Annotated in this window: 17 protein-coding genes; 11 read left to right on the top strand and 6 right to left on the bottom strand. The window is 65.5% G+C overall.

From position 1 onward, the window contains the following. Nucleotides 1-8 precede the first annotated feature (8 nt). Genes AC0KS4_RS09405 through AC0KS4_RS09365 form a run of 9 tightly spaced genes read left to right on the top strand, consistent with a single transcriptional unit; the run spans nucleotide 9 to nucleotide 9,067 of the window. A complete protein-coding gene (locus tag AC0KS4_RS09405; protein WP_238957924.1) occupies nucleotides 9-1,592 on the top strand; it encodes an MlaD family protein in 1,584 nt (527 codons plus the stop codon). Beyond that, a complete protein-coding gene (locus tag AC0KS4_RS09400) occupies nucleotides 1,589-2,644 on the top strand; it encodes an MCE family protein (RefSeq protein ID WP_225326872.1) in 1,056 nt (351 codons plus the stop codon). The genes AC0KS4_RS09405 and AC0KS4_RS09400 overlap by 4 nt, the downstream gene beginning before the upstream one ends. Next, on the top strand, nucleotides 2,637-3,692 hold the full coding sequence (locus AC0KS4_RS09395; protein WP_238957923.1) for an MCE family protein: 1,056 nt from the start codon (nucleotides 2,637-2,639) through the stop codon (nucleotides 3,690-3,692). The genes AC0KS4_RS09400 and AC0KS4_RS09395 overlap by 8 nt, the downstream gene beginning before the upstream one ends. After that, nucleotides 3,689-4,804 (top strand): MCE family protein, encoded by a 1,116-nt coding sequence (locus AC0KS4_RS09390; RefSeq protein WP_225326874.1) that lies wholly within the window; start codon nucleotides 3,689-3,691, stop codon nucleotides 4,802-4,804. Before AC0KS4_RS09395 ends, AC0KS4_RS09390 begins: the two co-directional genes overlap by 4 nt. Further along, the gene (locus tag AC0KS4_RS09385; protein WP_238957922.1) at nucleotides 4,801-6,039 is read left to right on the top strand and encodes an MlaD family protein; all 1,239 of its coding nucleotides are present in this window, start codon (nucleotides 4,801-4,803) and stop codon (nucleotides 6,037-6,039) included. Before AC0KS4_RS09390 ends, AC0KS4_RS09385 begins: the two co-directional genes overlap by 4 nt. Next, on the top strand, nucleotides 6,036-7,295 hold the full coding sequence (locus tag AC0KS4_RS09380) for an MlaD family protein (protein ID WP_238957921.1): 1,260 nt from the start codon (nucleotides 6,036-6,038) through the stop codon (nucleotides 7,293-7,295). The genes AC0KS4_RS09385 and AC0KS4_RS09380 overlap by 4 nt, the downstream gene beginning before the upstream one ends. A 30-nt stretch (nucleotides 7,296-7,325) precedes the next feature. Continuing rightward, a complete protein-coding gene (locus AC0KS4_RS09375; RefSeq protein WP_238957920.1) occupies nucleotides 7,326-7,991 on the top strand; it encodes a tetratricopeptide repeat protein in 666 nt (221 codons plus the stop codon). Then, the gene (locus AC0KS4_RS09370) at nucleotides 7,991-8,755 is read left to right on the top strand and encodes a mannan-binding family protein (protein WP_275254687.1); all 765 of its coding nucleotides are present in this window, start codon (nucleotides 7,991-7,993) and stop codon (nucleotides 8,753-8,755) included. Before AC0KS4_RS09375 ends, AC0KS4_RS09370 begins: the two co-directional genes overlap by 1 nt. Before the next feature lie 18 nt (nucleotides 8,756-8,773). Then, nucleotides 8,774-9,067: a hypothetical protein gene (locus AC0KS4_RS09365; RefSeq protein WP_238957918.1), complete on the top strand. Its 294-nt coding sequence runs from the start codon at nucleotides 8,774-8,776 to the stop codon at nucleotides 9,065-9,067. A 79-nt stretch (nucleotides 9,068-9,146) separates the two neighbouring features. Here AC0KS4_RS09365 and metH read toward each other — a convergent pair whose 3' ends face one another. Next, nucleotides 9,147-12,920 carry a methionine synthase gene (metH, locus tag AC0KS4_RS09360; protein ID WP_225326881.1) on the bottom strand — a complete coding sequence of 1,258 codons (3,774 nt, stop codon included), beginning with the start codon at nucleotides 12,918-12,920 and terminating at the stop codon, nucleotides 9,147-9,149. A gap of 427 nt (nucleotides 12,921-13,347) precedes the next feature. On the opposite strand from metH, the gene AC0KS4_RS09355 reads away from it, so the two are divergent. Both AC0KS4_RS09355 and AC0KS4_RS09350 read left to right on the top strand, forming a co-directional pair. Then, the gene (locus AC0KS4_RS09355) at nucleotides 13,348-14,250 is read left to right on the top strand and encodes a PAC2 family protein (RefSeq protein WP_225326882.1); all 903 of its coding nucleotides are present in this window, start codon (nucleotides 13,348-13,350) and stop codon (nucleotides 14,248-14,250) included. A 131-nt stretch (nucleotides 14,251-14,381) separates the two neighbouring features. Next, complete coding sequence (locus AC0KS4_RS09350; RefSeq protein WP_238957917.1) at nucleotides 14,382-15,827, top strand: amino acid permease; 1,446 nt, start codon at nucleotides 14,382-14,384, stop codon at nucleotides 15,825-15,827. Here the strand turns inward: AC0KS4_RS09350 and AC0KS4_RS09345 are convergent. The 5 genes from AC0KS4_RS09345 to AC0KS4_RS09325 form a co-directional block, all read right to left on the bottom strand. After that, nucleotides 15,824-16,699: an SDR family oxidoreductase gene (locus AC0KS4_RS09345; protein ID WP_238957916.1), complete on the bottom strand. Its 876-nt coding sequence runs from the start codon at nucleotides 16,697-16,699 to the stop codon at nucleotides 15,824-15,826. The two genes, AC0KS4_RS09350 and AC0KS4_RS09345, sit on opposite strands and share 4 nt — an antisense overlap. A gap of 970 nt (nucleotides 16,700-17,669) precedes the next feature. After that, nucleotides 17,670-19,409, bottom strand: a complete 1,740-nt coding sequence (locus AC0KS4_RS09340) for an AMP-binding protein (RefSeq protein ID WP_238957915.1) — start codon at nucleotides 19,407-19,409, stop codon at nucleotides 17,670-17,672. A 2-nt stretch (nucleotides 19,410-19,411) separates the two neighbouring features. After that, a complete protein-coding gene (locus tag AC0KS4_RS09335) occupies nucleotides 19,412-20,179 on the bottom strand; it encodes a siderophore-interacting protein (RefSeq protein ID WP_238957914.1) in 768 nt (255 codons plus the stop codon). A gap of 49 nt (nucleotides 20,180-20,228) precedes the next feature. Continuing rightward, nucleotides 20,229-20,567, bottom strand: a complete 339-nt coding sequence (locus AC0KS4_RS09330) for a hemophore-related protein (protein ID WP_238957913.1) — start codon at nucleotides 20,565-20,567, stop codon at nucleotides 20,229-20,231. Next, nucleotides 20,549-21,862 carry a cytochrome P450 gene (locus tag AC0KS4_RS09325; RefSeq protein WP_238957912.1) on the bottom strand — a complete coding sequence of 438 codons (1,314 nt, stop codon included), beginning with the start codon at nucleotides 21,860-21,862 and terminating at the stop codon, nucleotides 20,549-20,551. Before AC0KS4_RS09325 ends, AC0KS4_RS09330 begins: the two co-directional genes overlap by 19 nt. Nucleotides 21,863-21,866 lie beyond the last annotated feature (4 nt).

The following is a 21,866-nucleotide window of genomic DNA, read 5'->3' as shown; positions in this document are numbered from 1 at the left end:
GGTGGAAGATGCCCAATTCCCTTGAGCTGGACGGACGTGGCCCCTCCGAACGCCAGCTGTTCGGCGTCGGCATCGCCGTCGTGGTGGTCAGCGCCCTGGTCACCGCCGCGATGTTGGTCAAATCCACTGGCAGGCTGGACAATTACGTGCGGGTGGTTGCCGATCTGGTCAACGTGGGCGACGGCCTTCCGCAAAAATCGGACGTCAAATATCACGGCGTGCTCGTCGGAATGGTCGACGACGTCGTCCCGGCCGCGCACGGCAAACCCAACTATGTCCACATCGACCTCAAACCCGAATACGCCAAGTCGATTCCGGCCGCCGTGACCGCGCGCGTGGTGCCGAGCAATGTGTTCGCCGTGTCGTCGGTGCAGTTGGTGGGCTCCCCAAACCAAAAGGGCCCGGGGGCGAAAATCCGCCAGGGCGCGCATATTCCGGAGGACAAGCGGTTGCCGACCGTGTTGTTCCAGACGACGGTCAGCAAGTTGCGCGACCTGCTGGCCGCCGCGGGGCGCGGCCGTGACGACAGGTCGGTGGGGATCCTGGCCGCCCTGGGTGCGGCGACCGACCACCGCCGCGTCAGCCTGCTCAACGCCGGTGCGCAGTTGAATCGCCTTCTCGACCAGCTCAATTCGATCGTCAGCACCGACACCGGTCCGTCGACGGTGTCCGCGCTGCTCGATGCGACGACGGGGCTCGCGCAGACGGCCCCCGACCTTCTCGACGCATTGCATCAGGCCGTCGAGCCGATGCGGACGTTCGCCGAGACGCGCGGACAGCTGAGCTCGCTGCTGTCGGGCGCCGACGACACGGTCGGCACGACGCGCCAATCGTTCGACAACCACATCGACCAACTCATCAGGATCACCGCCGATTTCACGCCGGTGTTCGGTGTGTTGGCGCAGAAGTCGAACAATTTCGTGCCCGCGGTGACGAAATTGGACAACCTTGCCAACCAGTTCATGGAGCAGGTCTGGAACCCGGACACGAATCTGGGCAACATGCGCGCGATGCTGACGTTCACGCCCAGTTCCACCTACACCCGCGCCGACTGTCCACACTACGGCGAGCTGAAGGGGCCGAGCTGCTTTACCGCGCCGCTGATCCCGGTGCGCCCCGATCTGCCCGAGGTGCTGCTGCCGCAGAACTATCATCCCCCCAAGGATCTGGCTCCGCCGCCGGGCACCGTGATCGGTCCGGACGGAAACCTGGTTGCCGTGGGTCCGCCGCTGATCAACCCGACTCCGAATTTGACCGATCCGAATCCCCCGCTGGCCCCAGGGATTACGCCGTCACCGCCCGTTCCCGGCAGCGCGAATCCCGACAACCCGTCGCCGGGGGCGCCGGCGACACCACAACCGCATCAGCCGTGGGTCGCGCCGGTGGCGCCCAAGGCGCCGTGGATTCCGCAGGCGTCGTTTGGCCCCTCGCGTTTCGGGGGGAACGTGGGACCCGTTGGGAGCCAGTATGAACGAAACATGTTGGGTGTGATCACCGGCGGCCCCGCCACGCCGGCCACGGAGCTGCTGCTCGGTCCGGTCGCCCGTGGCACCACGGTGTCGGTAGCCCATCCGTCCGGGGAGGCCAAATGAAATTTCGCGGCCCGCTCATCGCGCTGACCCTGTTCATGATCGTCTCGCTGACGGTGACCTGGCTGGTGTATGTGAGCTTGCGGCGTGACGTCGCCGGTGACACGGCCAGGTATTCGGCGGTGTTCAGCGACGTGTACGGGCTTCGCGAGGGCGACGACGTCCGCATGGCGGGAGTGCGCGTGGGCCGGGTCGAAAAGGTGGAACTGGACGGGAAACTGGCGAAAGTCTCGTTCGTGGTGCAGCAGGAACAACGGCTGTTCGGCAACACCCTCGCCTCGGTGACGTATCAGAACATCGTCGGGCAGCGCTACCTGGGACTGTCGTTGGGCAAGGAAGGCAGCCCCGAGCTGCTTCCGCCGGGCAGCACCATCCCGCTGGAACGCACCGAACCCTCTTTCGACGTCACCACGCTGCTCAATGGCTACGAACCGTTGTTCAGCCTGCTGAACCCCCACGACGCCGACAACCTCACCAAAGGCATCATCGCCTCGCTGCAAGGTGACACGTCATCGCTGGCCACGCTGGTCGGCCAGACCTCCACGCTCACAGAGACATTCGCGGGGCGGGATCAGGCCCTGGGCAGCGTGATCACCAACCTCAACAAGGTGGTGGGCAACCTCGCGGCCCAAAACGACGACCTCGACGGGGTCATCACACAGACCCGCAGCGTCGTCGGTGAGCTCGACCAGCGGCGCCCCGACCTGGTCGCCTCGGTGGGTTCGCTGGCGCGGGTGACGGGTCGACTGTCGACGTCGGCGACCGACGTGTACCCGGCATTGCGCGAATTCATCGATCGCAAGCCCGGTGTCGCCAGACACATCATGGACGTCGAACCGCAGGTGGCGTTCTTCGGCGACAACATCCCGCTGCTGCTGAAAGGCCTTACCCGGGTCGGCAATCAGGGCGCCTACGGCAACGCCTACGTGTGTGACGTGAACTTCATGGGGTTCTTCCCCGGGCTCAACGATGTCGTGCCGATCATCATCAATGCCGCCACGCCGGGAAACAGGGCGTGGCACACCCCGAGGTGCAGGAGCACGGTCGATGGCTGACAAGACTGTGCGGCAACGGCTTTCGGGGATTAAGAAGCGGCCGCTGGAAAGCTACAACAAGACCTGGCTGGGGTTCATCGCGGTCGCGGTGGTAGCGGTGGTCATCGGGGTCATGCTGCTGGTGCATGCCATCGGCGCCGGCTATCGGCACTACACCGCCGAGTTCCTGCAAGCGGCTTCGCTGCGGGCGGGCAACCCCATCGTGGTCGCGGGCATTCCGGTGGGCAACGTCACGAGCATGAAACTCGTCGGCGACCACGTCGAGGCGGGGCTGAAGGTCCGGGACGACATCAAGCTGGGCAAGGACTCCCGGGCGCAGATCAGGGTCACCACGATCCTGGGGTCGCGCTACCTCGCGCTGGAACCCAACGGGCCGGCGCACCTGCCCAAGAACACATTCGACCTGGCGCACACCGAGGTGCCCTACGACCTGCAGGCCGCGTTGCAGGACGCCACCACCACTTTCGAACAGGTCGACTCCGACAGGTTCGCACGGTCGCTGGCGGTGCTCGGCAAGCAACTCGAGGGACTGCCCTCCGTGGTGCCGCAGGCAATCACGAACATCAACACCCTTTCGTCGATCATCGCGGTGCGCCGCGACCAGCTTGGACAGCTGCTGCGCAGCACCGAGCAGGTGACGAACACGCTGCGGCGCCAGCAGGCCGGTATCGGCGCGCTGGTCGACCAGGGGCAGGACCTGCTGGGCCAATTCGTCGCGCGGCGCGCCGTTTTCCACGCGATGATGCAATCCCTCTCGAGTCTTGTCGACACCATGAGCCAGGTCGTGGTCAACGACCGCTCGGGTCTGGACGCGCTGATCAAAGACATGCGCGACTTCACCAACCTGATGTCCGCGCACGACGACCTGCTGCACAGCATGCTGCAAACCAGCCCGATCTTCTTTCGCGAGGCGGCCAACCTCACCGGTGACGGCAACGCGGTCAACTTCAACGCGCCCAACGTGCCCCTGATCGACTCCTGGATGTGCGCGATCAGCGGCCGCGCCAAGCAGTTCGGCATGATCCAGTACTTCAAGGACTGCAAATGAGGGGGTTCGGCGCCAGGGCGCTGGCCATCGTCGCCGCGGTCGCGGTCATCGGCGCGGTGGTCGGCGTCGGTTGGTGGTACCTGCGTTCCGACGAGGACACGATCACGGTGACCGCCCAATTCGACAGCGCCTCAGGACTTTACGAGGGCAACGTGGTGGCGGTGCTGGGCATGCCGGTGGGCAAGGTCACCAAGATCAACGCCAAGGGCGGCTACGTCGAAGTTGACTTCACCGTCGACCGCCACGTCAAGGTTCCCGCCACCGCGCAAGCGGTCACGGTGTCGACCTCCATACTCACCGACCGCCAGATCGAACTCACACCGCCCTACCACGACGGGCCGACCCTGCAGAACCACGACACCATCGGGTTGCCCCGGACCAAGACACCGGTCGAATTCAGCAGCGTCCTCAACGTCCTGGACAAGGTGACCAAGTCGCTCGAGGGCGACGGCCGCGGCGGCGGCCCGATCGCCGACGTGCTCAATGGCGGGACCGAGGTGATCAACGGCAACGGCGAAAAGATCAAAGCGGCGCTGGGCGAACTGTCCAAGGCGCTGCGCCTGTCCAGCGACGGCGGCGCGACGACCCGTGAGCAGATCACCACGATCGTCAAAAACATCAGTACGCTGTTCGACGCCGTGGCCGCCAATGACACGAAATTGCGCGAATTCGCCTCCACCATCCACCAAGTCAGCCAGATCATGGCGGACGAAAATCTCGGCAGTGGCAGCACCGGACGCAAACTCGACCAACTCATCCAGCGGGCCGGCGACCTGCTTGACGCCAACCGCGACAACATCAAGCAGACGGTCGTCAACGGCAATGCCGCGCTGAAGACGGTGACCGAGCAGAGGCGCGACCTGGCCGAGCTCCTGGATCTCGCTCCACTGGTGGCCGACAACGCCTACAACATGATCGACCGGGCCAACGGTGCCGTGCGCGCCCGCTTTTTGACGGACCGATTGCTCTTCGACAGCCAGTACACCAAAGAGATCTGCAACCTGATGGGCCTTCGTCAACTGGGCTGCAGCACCGGGACCATCCAGGACTTCGGCCCCGATTTCGGGTTGACCTACGTGCTCGACGGCATGGCCGCCATGGGGCAGAAATGATGACGGCGCGCACGCGGGGAATGCCGGCGGTGCTGGCCGCGGCCATGGTCACCGCAGGATGCGCCACGAACGGCCTTGCCAGCCTGCCCCTTCCGGCACCGGGGCTGGGTTCGGGAGGGTATTCGCTGAACGCCGTGTTCTCCAACGCGCTCAACCTGCCGATGAACGCCAAGGTCAAGCTCGCCGGGGCCGACGTCGGGCAACTCGAGTCGATGGTTGCGCGCAACTACACCGCCCTCACCAGGCTGCGGATCAGGGAGGGCGTGCAACTGCCCCGCGGCAGCACCGCCGAATTGCGCACCGCGACGCCACTGGGCGACGTGTTCGTCGCGTTGAAGCCGCCCGGCGCGGGTGAGGGGGACGGGCCGCTATTGAAGAACGGCGACACCATCGGCCTGGACTCCACCGCGGCCGCCGCGACCGTCGAGTCGGTGCTGAGCTCGGCGGCGATTCTCGTAAACGGTGGCGCGGTACGCAATTTCACTAACATCATCAACGGTTTCGGCAAGGCGACCGGTGACCAGGGACAGGCGTTCGGAGACATGATCCGCAAGTCCAACGAGTTGCTCGGGACGCTGGATTCGCGATCCGATCAGATCAAGAACGCGTTGAGCCAATTGTCGCGGCTGGCCGACCAACTCGACGCCAAGAATCAAACGATCAGCGACCTGATGGCGGCGGCCAGGCCCGCGACGTCGGCCCTGGCCGCCAACACCACCCAGCTTTCCAATTTGGCCGTCCAGGTGGGCGACACCACGCGGTTGCTGGCCAGGTTCCCGTCGATCGGCGGGACCGACACCAGCGGCCGCAGCGTGATCCGCGACCTGAACACCATCGCCGGGGCCGCCAACGACGTCGCGGTGAGCCCGGACACCAGCTGGCTGTCGGTGAACCGGCTGATCCCTCCGTTGGTCAAATCGACGGCGGGGAACTCGATTTCGGTGCACGTGGGCGTGGACAAGATCATGCTCGGTTCGCTGCCCGATATCGGATACCCCGGTGACATCGGGCTGCACGGACCCCACCACTACAACGTGAACCTGCTCGTGGGCACCCTCAAGTACACCCTGTGGCGGCTACAGGAGCGGGTGGTCGGCCGGGGACCGGATTCGCCGCAGGTTCCCGTCATCCCGGACCCGACCATCCCGGGCCAAATCGATGTCGCCCCCGGACCCCCGCCGGGACCGGTCCCGCCACCGGGGTCGGCCGAACCGCCGCCGGGGCCGCACTCATGATCCGCGCCATCGCCGACTTCGCCAATCTCGTTGTCCGGGCGGTGCGTACGGGCCACCGGCAACAGGTGTGGCTGTCGGTGGCCGGGTTGGCGCTCATCCTGGTCGTGGCCACTGCCTACCTGCTGATCGGCGCCTTGCGGGTGAAGCCCTTCGCCGCGTCCTACCGGGTCACCATACAGTTGGCCGATTCGGGCGGGCTCCTCCCCAACCAGGACGTCGCGCTGCGGGGGGTGCGCATCGGCCGGGTCGAGTCGCTGGAGATCACCGACCACGGGGTGAACGCCGTCGCCACCATCACGTCGAAGGTGCGGATCCCGGCGAACAGCGTCGTGCACGTGTCGGCGCTCTCGCCGGCCGGTGAGCAGTACGTCAACTTCGAAGCCGCGTCCGACGCCGGCCCGTATTTGCACGACGGCAGCCGCATCGCCCTGGACCACACCACGGTCCCGGTCAGCTTGGCGCAGTTGCTGGGCGACGCCGACGGGCTGCTGGCCCAGGTGGACCCGCACAAGATCGAGTTGATCAAGAAGGAACTGAGCCTGAGCAAGGAAGGTCCGGCGAAGCTGACCGCCATCGTCGACGGCGGCACTTTCCTGCTTTCGACGCTGGATTCGGTGCTGCCGCAAACCACCAGCATCATCAAGACCAGCCGGGTCGTGCTCACCCTGGCGAGCGACAAGAACTCCGGCTTGGGCGCTGCCGCAACAGAACTCAACCAAACGCTGACCGGCGTCGCCCGGATGCAGGCTGGCTATCGCCGTTTAACCCAGCAGACACCGCGCACACTTTCGGCCGTCGACAATCTGTTCGCCGACAATTCCGACACGATGGTGCAGTTGCTGGGCAGCATGGCCACCATGTCGCAGCTTTTATATCTGCGGGTCCCGGCGCTCAACGCGCTGTTCCCGGACTATCGTGGGTCGGTACTGGACGCGGTGACGAGCGCGTTTCACGACAACGGAGTCTGGGCGATTGCCGACCTCTACCCCCGCTACGTGTGCGACTACGGAACTCCCTCGCACCCACCGTCGGCCGCCGACTACTACGAGCCGTTCATGTACACCTACTGCCGCGACGACGACCCCGCGGTCTCGATCCGCGGCGCCAAGAACGCACCGCGCCCGGGCGGCGACGACACCGCCGGCCCGCCGATGGGCGCGAACCTGGGCCAGCGAACCGATCCGACCCCCAAGGGCCGCTACACCATTCCCACCCCCTACGGCGGCCCGCAGCTGCCGATCGAACCGCCGCACTAGGCCTGAACCGTCCGAGCCGATCCCTAGGAGATGACCGTGATCGTGACCTCCCAAAAGAATCCGAAGTCCGAGGCCGTCAAAACGGAGCCGGACGTCGGATCGACGGAAGCCGCCCCCGACGGCGTCGACGACGTGACCGCCGGCGAGGCCGAGGAGCAGGCCGACGAGGGTGGTCTGCTCACACGCAAACGTCGCGACTCCGAACGCGGCAAACGGCCCTGGAAGCAATACCTGCGCCGCAGCATACTGCCGCTGTTACTCGTTGCCTCGCTTGCGGTTTCGGGGTTCCTGGGATGGCGGCAGTGGCAAGACCATCAGGTCAAGGTGGCCGGCGAACAGGCCCAGCAGGCGGCCATCGCTTACGCGCAGGTGCTGACGAGCATCGACTCGAACAAGGTCGACGAGAACTTCCGGCAGGTGCTCGACGGCGCCACCGGCGAGTTCAAGGACATGTACACCCAATCCAGCGTGAAACTTCGGCAGCTACTGATCGACAACAAAGCCACCGCGCATGGGGTGGTGGTGGACTCGGCCATCCAGTCCGCATCCACCAACAAGGTCGTCGTGCTGGTGTTCATCGACCAGACCGTCACCAACACGGCCGCTCCCGACCCGCGCATCGACCGCAGCAGGATCAAGATGACCATGGAAAAGGTCGACGGCCGCTGGCGGGCAAGCAAAGTGCAGCTGCTGTGATGCGCCGGCTCATAGCGGCGTCCGTATTGGCAGCCGCCGCAACGCTTCCCACCTTCCCCGCTGCGCACGCATCGGCCCCGTCGTTCTGTGGCGAGCTCGGCGGGAACTGGGACGGCCAATATTGCCACACCTCGGTGACCTCGGAACGCAACGCCGTGCGCGACATCAAGGTCGCGGTGCCCGAGGATCTGGTCGACAATCCGACCACGGGTCCGGTGATCCGCGACTACCTGCACACCCTGGTCAACAATTGGCGAAACGCCAACTCCAGCATGGCCGCCGACAGCTACGGCGAGGAGAACTTCGAAGTCTTCCGGCACGCCAACCTGCTCAGCGCGGTGTTTCATGAGGACTATCATGCCGACGGCCCCCAGCCGAACAACGCCTATCGGACCTTCACATTCGACATGGCAAGCGGAAGACGGGTGCAGCTGGCGGACCTGACGACGTCAGACCCGCTGACCGCCATTCCCCCACTGGCCCAGCCGTTTGTCCAGACCGCGCTCGACCAGGCGCCGCCGCCGCACGACCCGGGAACCTACCCGTTCGTCGTCGACCGCTGGACGCCGGACGAGGTCTATTCGGGGGCGTACAAGGCGTGGGCGGTGACGCCCGACGAGCTGATCCTCTACATGCCGGACTACCCGGTGGGCCACGACAGCCCGATCAACTTCTCACCCGGCCTGCCGCAGTGGTACATGGACGGGGGCACCGTGCAAGCGCATATTCCGCTGTCCGCCTTGGCTTCCGTGCTGCGCGTCTAAGCGCGCGTCGGCTCGCTCGTGTCGATAGGTGTCGACGCGCTGTCCGTTCTGGTGGCCGCGGTCGAGCGGGTCATCGAAGCCGGGCGGATCCGATCGCAGGATCCGACCGCCGCGGCCACCCAAATCCTCAGTGCTACACACGGATTCGTCCTGCTGACTATGGGCGGATTCATCGACACCCAAGGGCTGCAAGACGTGATGGCCCCGATGGCGGTCAACCTGATGGTGGGTCTCGGCGACACCCGCCGGCGCGCCGAACGCTCCCTGGCCGCCGCGATGAAAGCGCGCGTTTCTCCGGCGCACGACAACTGATGACTCGGCCCCGAACGCCACCGCCCGTCAGCGCGATAGGTGAGCTCGCCTCACGCCGGGCTCGTGGACCGCGGCGGGCTCAGTCCTCCGGGTTGTAGGCGAGGTTGGAGCTGAGCCAGCGCTCACCTTCCTTCAGGGTCCAGCCCTTGCGCCTCGCGTAGTCGGCGACCTGATCCTGGGCCATCCGGCCGACCACGAAGTACTGCGACTGCGGGTGTGAGAAATACCAGCCGCTGACGGCGGCCCCGGGCCACATCGCCATCGACTCGGTCAACTCGATGCCGGTCCGCTCCGTAACGTCCATCAACTTCCAGAGCGTCGCCTTCTCGGTGTGCTCCGGGCAGGCCGGGTAACCCGGGGCGGGCCGGATTCCCTGGTACTTCTCGGCGATGAGTGCCTCGTTGTCCAAGTGCTCGTCGGGCTGGAATCCCCAGAACTCCTTGCGGACCCGCTGGTGCATCCGTTCGGCGAACGCCTCCGCCAGCCGGTCGGCGAGCGACTCCAGCAGGATCGCGCTGTAGTCGTCCAGGGCTGCCTTGAACTCCGCGATCTTTTCTCCGCTGCCGAGCCCGGCGGTGACGGCGAAGGCGCCGATGTAGTCGGCCAGGCCGGTGTCCTTGGGCGCGATGTAGTCGCCCAGCGACCGGTTGGGGATGCCCTCCCGGTGCTCACCCTGCTGACGCAGGTGGTGCAGCGTGGTCAGCACCTCGGTGCGGGTGTCGTCGGTGTAGACCTCGACGTCTTCCACACCCGAGCCGACCGCGTTGGCCGGGAAGAACCCGATCACCGCGTTGGCGGTCAGCCACTTCTCCTTGATCAGGGTGTCGAGCATCTCTTGGGCGTCGTCGTACAGCTTGCGGGCAGCCTCGCCCGAGGCCGGGTTGTTGAGGATGTCGGGGAAGCGGCCCTTCATCTCCCAGGCGTTGAAAAACGGCTGCCAGTCGATGTACTCGCGCAACTCCGCGAGGTCGTAGTCCTTGAACTCCCGCACCCCGAGACCCTGGGCGGGCACCGGCGGCGTGTAGCCGTCCCACTCGATCGGGGTCCGGTTGGCGCGGGCCTTCTCCAGCGTGAGCATCGGGCGCTCGTTCTTCTGCGCGTGCCGCTCGCGCAGCGATGCGTAATCCTTCTCGGTGGCCTCCAGCAGGCCCGGCCGCTGTTTGTCGTCGAGGAGGGCCGCGGCGACCGGAACCGAGCGGGACGCGTCCTTGACCCACACCACCGGACCGGTCCGGCGCGGCGATATCTTCACCGCCGTGTGAGCGCGGGAGGTGGTCGCGCCACCGATCAGCAGCGGGATCTCGAGGCCTTCACGTTCCATCTCGACGGCGAAGTTGGACATCTCGTCCAGTGACGGGGTGATCAGTCCGGACAACCCGATGATGTCGGCGTCGTGCTCCCTCGCCGCGGCCAGGATCTTCTCGGCGGGCACCATCACACCGAGGTCGATCACTTCGAAGTTGTTGCACTGCAAGACAACCCCGACGATGTTCTTGCCGATGTCGTGGACGTCGCCCTTGACGGTCGCCATCACGATCGTGCCGTTGGTGTCCTTGCCTGCCCCGGCGCCGGACTCTTCCTTCTCCGCCTCGATGAACGGCAACAGGTACGCCACGGCCTTCTTCATCACCCGGGCCGACTTCACCACCTGGGGCAAAAACATCTTGCCCGAGCCGAAGAGGTCACCGACGACGTTCATGCCGTCCATCAGCGGGCCCTCGATCACCTCGATCGGGCGACCGCCCGCGTCGGCGATCTCGGCGCGCAATTCCTCGGTGTCGGCATCGACGTGTGCGTCGATGCCCTTGACCAACGCGTGCGTGATCCGCTCGCGAACCGGGAGGCTGCGCCACTCGGCTTCCGCCGCGGCGTCTTTCCCGGACTGGTCCGTGCTGTTGAACCGTTCGGCGATCTCCAGGAGCCGTTCGGCCGCGTCCTCGCGACGGTTCAGGACGACGTCCTCGATGCGGTCCCGCAACTCGGGGTCGATCGAGTCGTAGGGCACCAGCGCGCCGGCGTTGACGATGCCCATGTCCAGGCCGGCCTTGATGGCGTGGAACAAAAACACCGCGTGGATCGCCTCGCGGACGGGGTTGTTGCCCCGGAACGAGAACGACACGTTCGAGATGCCGCCGGAGATGTGCACCCCCGGAAGGTTCTCCTTGATCCAGGCGCAGGCCTCGATGAAGTCGATCCCGTACGTCGCGTGCTCCTCGATACCGGTTGCCAGCGCGAAGCAGTTCGGGTCGAAGATGATGTCCTCGGGCGGAAAGCCGACCTCTTCGGTCAGGATCCGGTAGGCGCGCCCGCAGATCTCCTTGCGGCGCTCCAGGTTGTCGGCCTGACCCTGCTCGTCGAAGGCCATCACGACGACGGCGGCGCCGTACTTGCGGCACAGCCGTGCCTCGCGGATGAACTTCTCCTCGCCCTCCTTCATGGAGATCGAGTTGACGATCGGCTTGCCCTGCACGTTCTTCAGGCCCGCCTCGATGACCTCCCACTTGGAGGAGTCGATCATCACCGGGACGCGGCTGATGTCCGGCTCGGCCGCGATCAGCTTGGTGAACCGGTCCATCGCGGCGACGCCGTCGATCATGCCCTCGTCCATGTTGATGTCGATGACCTGCGCGCCGACCTCGACCTGCTGCAGGGCCACCGACAGCGCGGTGTCGTAGTCCTCGGCCTTGATCAGGTTGCGGAACCGCGCGGAGCCGGTGATGTTGGTGCGTTCACCGATGTTCACGAACAGGGAGTCGTCGGTGATGTTGAGCGGCTCCAGGCCCGAGAGCCGGGTGGCCACCTCGATCTGCGGCACCTCGCGCGGCGGTTTGCCCTCGACGACCTTGGCGATCTCCGCGATGTGCGGCGGCGCCGTCCCGCAGCACCCGCCGACCAGGTTGACCAGGCCGGCCTCGGCGAAGTCGGCGATGTAGCCGGCCTGACGCTCCGGGGTCTCGTCGTACTCGCCGAAGGCGTTGGGCAGGCCGGCGTTCGGGTAGCAGGAGACGAAGGTGTCCGCGATGCGGGACATCTCGGCGATGTAGGGCCTCATCTCCGGCGCGCCCAGGGCGCAGTTGAGGCCCACCGCGATCGGCTTCGCGTGCCTGATCGCGTTCCAGAATGCTTCGGTGACCTGACCGGACAACGTCCGCCCGGACGCGTCGGTGATGGTGCCCGAGACGATCACCGGCCAGCGGCGTCCGCGGTCCTCGAACAGTGTCTCGACGGCGAACACCGCCGCCTTGGCGTTCAGCGAGTCGAAGATCGTCTCGATGATGAGGAGGTCGGCGCCGCCGTCGACCAGGCCGTTGGCGGCTTCGAGGTAGGCGGCGACCAGCTGGTCGTAGGAGACGTTGCGGGCGCCGGGGTCGTTGACGTCCGGCGAGATCGACGCGGTCCGCGTCGTCGGCCCGATGGCGCCGGCGACGTAGCGGGGCTTCTCGGGGGTGCTGTACTCGTCGGCGGCCTTGCGGGCCAGGGCGGCGCCGGCGTAGTTGAGCTCGTAGCTCAGGTCAGCCATGTCGTAGTCGGAGAGCGAGATCGCGTTCGCGTTGAACGTGTTGGTTTCCAGAATGTCGGCGCCCGCCTCGAGGTACTCGCGGTGGATCCCCTCGATGATCTGCGGCTGCGTGAGGTTGAGCAGGTCGTTGTTGCCCTGAAGAGCGGTCGGCCACTCCGTGAACCGATCGCCGCGGTAGCCGGCCTCGTCCGGCCGGTCCCGTTGGATCGCCGTCCCCATCGCGCCGTCGATCACCATGATCCGCTGGCGCAGAGCAGCCGTCAGTGCGGCGGTGCAGTCGGGGCGGACGTTCGGCGCGAAGGTGCTCGATGCGGAGGTGTCCAAGGCGGTCACGTGTAATCCTTCCGTAGCGGAAGGCGTCCTTGACTCTGCCGAGCGTGGCGGAAACCGGCAGTACCCGGATCCGTTGCAACGCCTCTCGACGGTGGAAAGTCTACGTCGTCACCCGACGTCTGGACGCCCCCAGCTCGACCCGATCCACGTGGGGCCACGAGCCCCTCGATCCCCAGCTCGCGGATCGTGTCGGCAATGTCGTAGTTACCAAGGTTAACGAGATTGCAGCCGCACGTATTTCGCCTCGACCGCCGCGACGCCGTTGTGGATGCCCGTCGCAGCGTCGGTGTCGGAGCGGTGTTCGTCAGCGGCAGTCACGCCATAAGAATAGTCGTCCTATGTAAAGCTCCCGGTAAAACGCCCGGCGGGGCTCAATTCGCGGCCACCGCGCCCCGAAGATCGGGGCGGAAGGCCGTACGCTAATTCTGTGACCCCGCCCGACGGCCCCCCCTTTGGCCTCCCTAGTGGCAAGGCCGCATTACCCGAACTGCACCAGACCGTCGTCGTGGCCGCGTTCGAGGGCTGGAACGACGCCGGTGATGCGGCCAGCGACGCGCTCGAACACCTCGAGGCCATCTGGGAAGCGGACCCGATCTTGGAGATCGACGACGAGGCGTACTACGACTACCAGGTGAATCGGCCGGTGATCCGGCAGGTGGATGGGGTGACCCGCGAGCTGGTGTGGCCGGCGATGCGGATCTCGCACTGCCGGCCCCCGGGCAGTGACCGCGACGTCGTGCTGATGCACGGGGTCGAACCCAACATGCGCTGGCGCACCTTCTGCGCCGAGTTGGTGGCCATCGCCGACAAGCTCAACGTGGACACCGTGGTGATCCTGGGCGCCCTGCTGGCCGACACCCCGCACACCCGGCCGGTTCCGGTATCGGGCGCGGCCTACTCCCCCGAGTCCGCGAAGCGCTTCGGGCTCGAGGAAAGCCGCTACGAGGGCCCCACCGGCATCGCCGGGGTGTTTCAGGATGCCTGCGTGGCCGCCGGGATCCCGGCGGTGACGTTCTGGGCCGCCGTGCCGCATTACGTGTCCCAGCCGCCGAACCCGAAGGCGACGGTGGCCCTGCTGCGCCGGGTCGAAGACGTGCTCGACATCGAGGTTCCGCTGGCGGACTTGCCGTCGGACGCCGAGGAATGGGAGCAGGCCGTCACCGAGATGGCCGCCGAGGACGAGGACCTCGCCGAATACGTGCAATCGCTGGAACAGCGCGGCGACGCCGAGGTGGACATGAACGACGCGTTGGGCAAGATCGACGGCGACGCCCTGGCCGCCGAGTTCGAGCGCTATCTGCGCCGCCGCCGCCCCGGCTACGGGCGCTAGTGGCGATCGCGAGCGCGGCGGAGCCGGGCGCAGCGGGTCGCCACCATCGACACTGACGGTGCGCCGGCGAACTTGCCGGCGACCGATCAACTACGGAAGCATCGCTTCGCGACCTACCGATTGGACGTTTCATGGCCGCGTCGCCTGGTGACGGCAACCCCCACGAAGTAGTCGGGGACTTCGGCGAAGACGCCGGTTACCGCAAGGGGCTCAAGCCCCGGCAAGTGCAGATGATCGGCATCGGCGGCGCGATCGGCTCCGGGCTGTTCCTGGGCGCGGGCGGCCGGCTGGCCAAGGCGGGACCCGGGATGTTCCTGGTGTACGCCGTCTGCGGGATATTCGTGTTTTTCATCCTGCGAGCACTGGGCGAGCTGGTCCTACATCGCCCGTCGTCGGGCTCGTTCGTGTCGTATGCGCGCGAATTCTTCGGCGAGAAGGCCGCCTACGCCATCGGCTGGATGTATTTCCTCGGCTGGTCGATGACCGCCATCGTCGACACCACCGCGATCGCCACCTATCTGCGGCGGTGGACGACATTCGAATCGATCCCGCAATGGGTGTTGGCGCTGCTGGCCCTCGTCGTCGTGCTGTCGATGAACCTGATCTCGGTGGAATGGTTCGGTGAGCTGGAATTCTGGGCGGCGCTGATCAAGGTTTTCGCGCTCATCGCCTTCCTGGTCGTGGGCATCGTCTTCGTGGCGGGGCGCTATCGGGTCGACGGCCACAGCACCGGGCTGAGCGTGTGGGCCGACCACGGCGGCCTCTTTCCCTCAGGCGTACTCGCGACGCTGCTGACCACCTCGGGTGTGGTATTCGCCTATGCCGCCGTCGAATTGGTGGGCACGGCCGCCGGGGAGACCGCCGAACCGGAAAAGGTCATGCCGCGCGCGATCAATTCGGTGATCGTTCGCATAGCGATCTTTTACGTCGGATCGGTTGCGCTGCTGGCGTTGCTGCTGCCGTACACCTCCTACAAGGCCACCGAAAGCCCTTTTGTCACTTTCTTTTCCACGATCGGCTTCCACGGCGCCGGGGACCTGATGAACGTGGTCGTGCTCACCGCAGCCCTGTCGAGCCTGAATGCGGGGCTGTATTCCACCGGCCGCATCATGCACTCGATGGCCTCGAGTGGCAGCGCCCCCAGGTTCGCGACCCGGATGTCCAAGAACGGTGTGCCGTACGTCGGCATCACGATGGCGGCCGCCATCTGCCTGTTCGGCATTGCCCTGAATGCGGTCAATCCCGGCGAAGCCTTCGAGATCGTGCTCAACATCGTGGCGCCGGGCATCATCGCGTGCTGGGCGACCATCGTGTTGTGTCAACTGCGCGCCTACCGGCTGGCCAAGGCCGGGCTGTTGCAACGACCACGGTTTCGCATGCCGTGGGCGCCGTATTCGGGCTACCTCACACTGGCGTTCCTGGCCGCCGTCCTGGTCATGATGGCCTTCGACAAACAGACCGGCACCTGGACCATCGGCACGGTGGTGGTGGTCATCCCGGCGCTGAGCGCCGGATGGTTCCTGGTGCGCAACCGGGTGGCGGCCGTCGCGTCGCAGCGCGCGGCACAGACCGGCTAGTTACCGAGGCCTTGGTTATAGGCGCTCGTGGAGCGGCCGAGCGCGGCGACCTGGGCGTCCAGTTGGGGCAACAGCTCGGCGGTGGATTTGTGCAGGGGCAGTTCGCCGACCGAACTGGACAGCACCGGCTTGACCCAGCGGAACAGGGCCACCCAGCGCGGGCAGTACACGCGGGTGCGCCGGTGCTGGATGCCCTTGACGAACGCGGCCGCGCATTTGTCGACGGTCGTCGTCTTGTTCAGCGGCCACGGGAAGCTGGCCAGCAGTTGGTTGAACGCGGACAGGTCGGTCTGGGTGTCACGGACCAGCGCGGTGTCGATCCAGGACATATGCGCCGAGCCGACGCTCACGCCGTGGCGGGCCACCTCCAGCCGCAGCGCATTGGCGAACATCTCGACGCCGGCCTTGGAGGCGTTGTAGGGCGCCAGCCCGGGAGCCGCCGTGTACGCGGCCAGCGAGGAGACGATCAGCACATAGCCGCGACGCTCGATCACCGCGGGCAAGGTGGCGCGGACCGTGTGAAAGACACCGAGCACGTTGATGTCGAGCACCCGCTTGAACGCGTCGGGGTCGACCTGGGCCACCGACCCGTAACTCATGATGCCGGCGTTGGCCACCACGACGTCGATGCCGCCGAACCGCTCGACGGCGCGAGCGGCGGCGGCCTGCATCGCTGACAGGTCGCGCACGTCGGCGACCGCGGTCAGCACCCGGTCTTCGCCGAGGTCGGCGGCGAGCGCCTTCAGGTCGGCTTCGTTGAGATCGGTCAGGACGAGCTTGGCGCCCTTGGCGCACAGCCGGCGCGCGACCTCGGCCCCGATCCCCCGGGCACCGCCGGTGATGAAAACGACTTTGTCCCCCAGCGACGTCATGACCGCCAACGTACCGCGCGGTGGTCCGTGTGAAGGCCCCCGCGGGGCTCTCGACCAACTGCGAGGCATCCTCGGTCCGGCTCTACCGGGGTGGGCCAAGGTCGGCGCCGACAGATTTGCGCCCACGGCCACCGCCCGCCATGGATCAGCAGACGGATAAATTACGCACGAATGGAATTAGCGCCCAATTAAATTGACTCCACCGAAAGCACGTTCTATTTAGCGCGCGTCTTACAAATGCCGCGCAGTGTTGCAATGGACGATGCCGATCTCCGGCCAGTGGTGGGGCCAGTCTTTCGCAGCGGCGGTTTTCCGGGTTAACCACTACGCTAACTCGGCGCTTCCACTACTCTATTTCGCTCTCACCTTGCCCGACGACACCAGAGCCGACCGTAGGCTCCCGGCATGACACGCAATTGCGCATGTCGGCGGGGGCCGCTGGATCACGATCGACGTCGTGGCCCCACCGCCAGCGACCTCGGTAGACCGTTCAGGCGGCAACGCCGAACGTTACCGAAACTAAGTCGAATTCGGCCATATCCCCTAAGCCACCGGCGCGCGGTGGCCCCGCCAACCCAGTCACCGCGCGCCGGATTAAACAACGCATCCGCCTGGTCGGCTTGAGTTCGTAAAGGGAGGGATGATGCCCAGAAAATCGACTCCATCTAATCTTCCCGTGTGGAAATTTGTGTCCCATACGAACTTGGGTGATCTTGACACCTATCTCTGGCATCGTCAGGGCAGCAACCTATTCTGCTGGCGCCCGGTGGGAAAGACGTGGAATGCAGCGACAAAGAAGAACGTTGCGGGATGACGGACGTAACTGAATTCGCCGGCTAAAAGACGAAGAAAACAACGCAATCGTAGCTACATCGGCAGCGCGGGCGGAGCACACCAAATTTCTACGCGCCCCGACCAGACGGTCTGCGGAGCCGCCGAGCATCCATCCCCTCGATAAAGAGACGTCCGCCTACGCGTTCAGGCGGGCGAACTGACCTTGCCGGTATTGCTCCACGCACGCCGCCCGCCGAACCTTGCCACTCGTGGTGATCGGTATCGAACCGGGCGTCACCAGAACCAGATCCGCGACGCCGATGCCGTGCGAGTTGGAGACCGCCGAGGTGACTTCGCGCTCGACGACGGTGAGCTTGTCCGCCCCCTTTTCGTGGGACGCGCCCTGGTTCTTGACTTCGATGATGACGACAAGCTTTTCCATGCCCCCCTGCGGAACCGCTATCGCCGCGCACCGGCCCCGGGTGATCTCCTGGACCGTCGCCTCGATGTCGTCGGGTGAGTGGTTACGCCCGTAGACGATCAACAGATCCTTGATGCGGCCGATGATGAACAGCTCGCCGTCGAAAAAGAATCCCGAGTCGCCGGTTCGCAGCCACGGCGCTTCGGGTACGCCGGCCAACGGTGCGGCCAGTCGATCGCCGAACGTGCGTTCAGTCGCGCGGGCCTTCTGCCAGTAGCCCATGGCAACGTTGTCACCGTGAATCCAGATTTCGCCGACGGTTCCCTCCGGGCACTCCATCCTGGTGTCGGGGTCGACGATGCGAATCATCGGTGACCGCGGCGCCCCGTAGCTGATCAGCGTTGTCCCGGTTGCGCGTTCGCAGCGCGCCGCGGTGCCGGTGGCCAGCTTCTCGGAATCGAAGTGCACCATTTTCGGCGGCTGCGCCGGCGTGCGGGTCAACGCGTACACCGTCGCCTCTGCGAGTCCATAGGCCGGCCGTACCGCTTTGTCGGGCAAATTGAAGCGCGCGAACCGCTCGGTGAACCGCCGCAACGTCGCAGGATGCACACGTTCGCTGCCGCTGAGGATGACCAGCACATCGCCCAGATCCAGTCCGGCCATATCCTCGCCCGATGTTTTGCGTGCCGCCAATTCGAAAGCGAAGTTCGGCGCCGCCGAAAATGCGTGACGTTCCGTGGCAAGCGATTGCATCCACCGGGCTGGTCGCTGCAGGAACGACACCGGACTCGTCAGCACAGCGCGAATTCCGCCCAAAACCGGTGCGCACACTCCCAGTATCAAACCCATGTCGTGATAAAACGGCAGCCACGAGACAATGGTCGTGTCTGGTGGGGCGACGCCTCCGTACTCCGCGCAGAAGTCGGACATGACCTGCCCGAAATTTGCCAGCAAGTTCCTATGCGAGACCATCACCCCGGCGGGTTGACGGGTCGATCCGGACGTGTACTGCAAATACGCCAGCCCTAGGTGATCAGAGCCCCCGGCGCCGGACCCTGTCCGGGCGTCCAGGCCCAGCCGGTCGACCTGAACGACGGATGGAACGGGTCCGCCGGATTGCGACTTGACGTATCCGGCAACGGTTTCCGCGGCTGAGGACGTTGTGAGAATGACAGTCGGCGACGCGTCGCGCAGCACCGAACCGACGCGCTCATCGCTGACGCCCCCCAGCGGAAGCGCAAGCGGAACCGCGACCTGTCCCGCGTGCAATGCGCCGAGGAAAGCCACGATGTAATCCAGCCCCTGCGGGGCCATTATCACAGCACGGTCGCCCGTCGACCCGTAATGCTGAAGTCCCCGTGCAACATTCATCGTTCGCCGATGCAGCTGAGACCACGTCAGGCTTTCGGCAATCCCGTTCCAGTCCTGCTCGTAATCAATGAAGGTGAACGCCGTGTCGTTGGGCTGCAAGCTGGCGCGTTCACACAGCAGGTTCGAAATTGACGTTTCAACCATGATCACTCCATCCCGGCTCGGCCGGGGGTCCAAAAGGGTTTGGTGCGTATTTGGCGTCGGTCCCAACCACGTTCGGTGGTCAGGATTTTGCGCAAGGTCTGGACGGTGCGCGCCTCGCCGGCGAGGTAGGCGACACCGGGATAGGCGGGCAGCGGGAGGCTACGTAGGGCGTCGGCGAGCACGGCAGAGTTCGCGGCTGGGGCGTCACCGCGCTCGACCCGGGTCAGGGGGGCGGCCAGGGGAAGGTGGTCGGTGTCGGTCGCGGCCTCGATCACGCCGTAAACCTCGGCGGTTGGGTGCAGAGATCGAAGCATCGCGGCGAACGCGACCGACGCGGTTTCTTCGCCGGAGAAAACGTGGTAGGGCGCGTCGCGGCGGATGACGAATTTGCCCTGGGGCCGGGTGAACTCGGCGTGGTCTCCGACGGAGGTGGCCGTCGCCCAGCGTCTGGCGGGTGTCGCGCCCTTCGGGTGACCGTCGTGGTCGACCATCACGATGTCGAGCGCGCCGAGGTCGGGGTCGACGTTGTAGATGGAATACGCGCGTAGCACCGGGTAGGGGCGCAGCCGCAGAACGGAATCACGCAGACTCGCGACCTGCAGCCGGACATGCTGACCCGGCGTCCAGGTCAGTCCCTGCAGCCGCGGGGCGCTGAACCGGATGCGGCGCATTATTGGTGTCAGCCTTTCGATCTCGCTGACGATTGCAGAGAGGAAAACAGCGTCTCGCAGCGTACTGATGAGCGGGAAACGTTCGATGAGTGTGGCCACGAAGCACTCCAAAAGGTTTTCGGTGGTCGACGGTTGGGCGCCGGTCCGCTCAGTAGTTGTTGCAGGTGCTGAAGACGCGCTGGACGAGGTCAAACTGCTGGTCAGCGCCTGGCTGGCCGGCCAGCATCTGGGCCATCTGCTGGCGTTGACTCGGCGGCGAGGCGAGGAACTGACGCAAGAAGGAGACGCTCTCCGGCGAAGAGTTGAATTGCGCGGCGGCTTGCGGGTCCGCCGCCTGCAGCGCCGAGATCACCTGCCCGTAATTGCAAGTGGTGTTGACGAAAGGAGTCAGGTCCCGATCGGCGGTCGCGAGGCCGGCCCCGGCGGTCAACGACAATGCCAGGCCGCAAACCCCGACAGCGAATCGGGTCAACGATGGCGTGGCCAATTGGACACCTCCTGAACTGGAGTGAACTCGAGGTGCAATTCCTTGAGGCGCCTGAACAACAGGGTGCGGTCCCAATTGAGCCGACGAGCGCCGGGGGGACCGTGCTCGGCCTCTGAAAGCCGAATGTCGCGCGTCCGGGCCAGGATTCGTTCCAGGCTCACGCGCACTTCGGCGCGCGCAATGGGGGCGCCCGGGCACGTGTGAACACCACGGCCGAACGCCATGTGATGCAATATGTTGGGGCGGTCGAGGCGGAATTCGTCAGGATCGTCGAACCGCCGTGGATCGCGGTTTGCCGCACCGTTCATCACCAGTACGCTGGTGCCGGCTTGCACATCGAGGTCGCCGATCCTGGTGGTGCGCCGCGCCAGGCGGAAATTCGATTTGATCGGACTTTCGAAGCGCAGCATCTCCTCGATAAAGGCGGGAATCTTTGAATTGTCTTCGCGCAGCTGCTCTTGCAAGTCCGGTCGCTCCGCCAGCGTGAGCATCGACAGACTCAGCAGGTCGATCGTCGTGCCGTGGCCGGCGGCGTACATGAAGGTGGCAACGCGGGCGACGTCTATCGCGTCGGGTGTCGTGCCGTCGGGAAACTTTGCCAGCGCAAGCTCGGTGAGGATGTCGTCGCGCGGATTGCGTCGCCGTTCCTCGACGTACTCGACGAACCACTCCTCTTTCACGCCAACAAAACCGCTGCGATCGCCTTCGAGTCTGCTGGCTCGCGCAGCGCTGCGGAATCGCTCGCGGTCGGCCTCGGGTACGTCCAGCAGGTCGGTGATCGCGTCGAGCGTGAACGGGAAGTTGTAGTCGAAGACGATCTCGCACTTGCCCTTCGCGACGAAGCGGTTGAGTTGTTCGTCGGCAAGACGCCACAGGAAGTCCTCGTTGTTCTTGAGCTGCTTCGGCGTGAACAACCGGCTCAACAGCGACCGGTGCGCGGTGTGCTTCGGTGGATCGAACGTAATGAAGTAGTCGCCGAACGTAACCCTCTTGCGGTGCCGCTCGATCACATCCGAGATGTCGTCGCTGTCGGTTTTGGTCGGAATCCCCGACCATGGTCCGCTGACGATATTGCATACCGAGAAGGTCTTCTCGGCGTCGCGCTGCACCGCGAGGGCCTCGTCGTATCCCGACACCATCACCACGCCGTGCGCCGGCTCACGCCATACCGGGCAACGACGGATCGCGTCGTAGTAGTCGTACGGGTCGTCGACGACCGACTTGTCGGTGAAGAAGTCGACGTTCTCGAGTCCGCTCCGAGCGGACTTTCCTGTGATCGTGTGATCAGTAGCCATGATT

Source organism: Mycobacterium sp. NTMscope_MAC_12, assembly GCF_976985675.1.
The sequence above is the reverse complement of the archived record's forward strand: the minus strand, read 5'-3'. Positions and strand labels throughout refer to the sequence as shown.

Excerpts from the sequence above, each read along its gene's own strand:
- AC0KS4_RS09405 (WP_238957924.1), top strand. The coding sequence starts at position 9 with ATGCCCAATTCCCTTGAGCTGGACGGACGTGGCCCCTCCGAACGCCAG.
- AC0KS4_RS09400 (WP_225326872.1), top strand. The coding sequence starts at position 1,589 with ATGAAATTTCGCGGCCCGCTCATCGCGCTGACCCTGTTCATGATCGTC.
- AC0KS4_RS09395 (WP_238957923.1), top strand. The coding sequence starts at position 2,637 with ATGGCTGACAAGACTGTGCGGCAACGGCTTTCGGGGATTAAGAAGCGG.
- AC0KS4_RS09390 (WP_225326874.1), top strand. The coding sequence starts at position 3,689 with ATGAGGGGGTTCGGCGCCAGGGCGCTGGCCATCGTCGCCGCGGTCGCG.
- AC0KS4_RS09385 (WP_238957922.1), top strand. The coding sequence starts at position 4,801 with ATGATGACGGCGCGCACGCGGGGAATGCCGGCGGTGCTGGCCGCGGCC.
- AC0KS4_RS09380 (WP_238957921.1), top strand. The coding sequence starts at position 6,036 with ATGATCCGCGCCATCGCCGACTTCGCCAATCTCGTTGTCCGGGCGGTG.
- AC0KS4_RS09375 (WP_238957920.1), top strand. The coding sequence starts at position 7,326 with ATGACCGTGATCGTGACCTCCCAAAAGAATCCGAAGTCCGAGGCCGTC.
- AC0KS4_RS09370 (WP_275254687.1), top strand. The coding sequence starts at position 7,991 with ATGCGCCGGCTCATAGCGGCGTCCGTATTGGCAGCCGCCGCAACGCTT.
- AC0KS4_RS09350 (WP_238957917.1), top strand. The coding sequence starts at position 14,382 with ATGGCCGCGTCGCCTGGTGACGGCAACCCCCACGAAGTAGTCGGGGAC.
- AC0KS4_RS09345 (WP_238957916.1), bottom strand. The coding sequence starts at position 16,699 with ATGACGTCGCTGGGGGACAAAGTCGTTTTCATCACCGGCGGTGCCCGG.
- AC0KS4_RS09340 (WP_238957915.1), bottom strand. The coding sequence starts at position 19,409 with ATGGTTGAAACGTCAATTTCGAACCTGCTGTGTGAACGCGCCAGCTTG.
- AC0KS4_RS09325 (WP_238957912.1), bottom strand. The coding sequence starts at position 21,862 with ATGGCTACTGATCACACGATCACAGGAAAGTCCGCTCGGAGCGGACTC.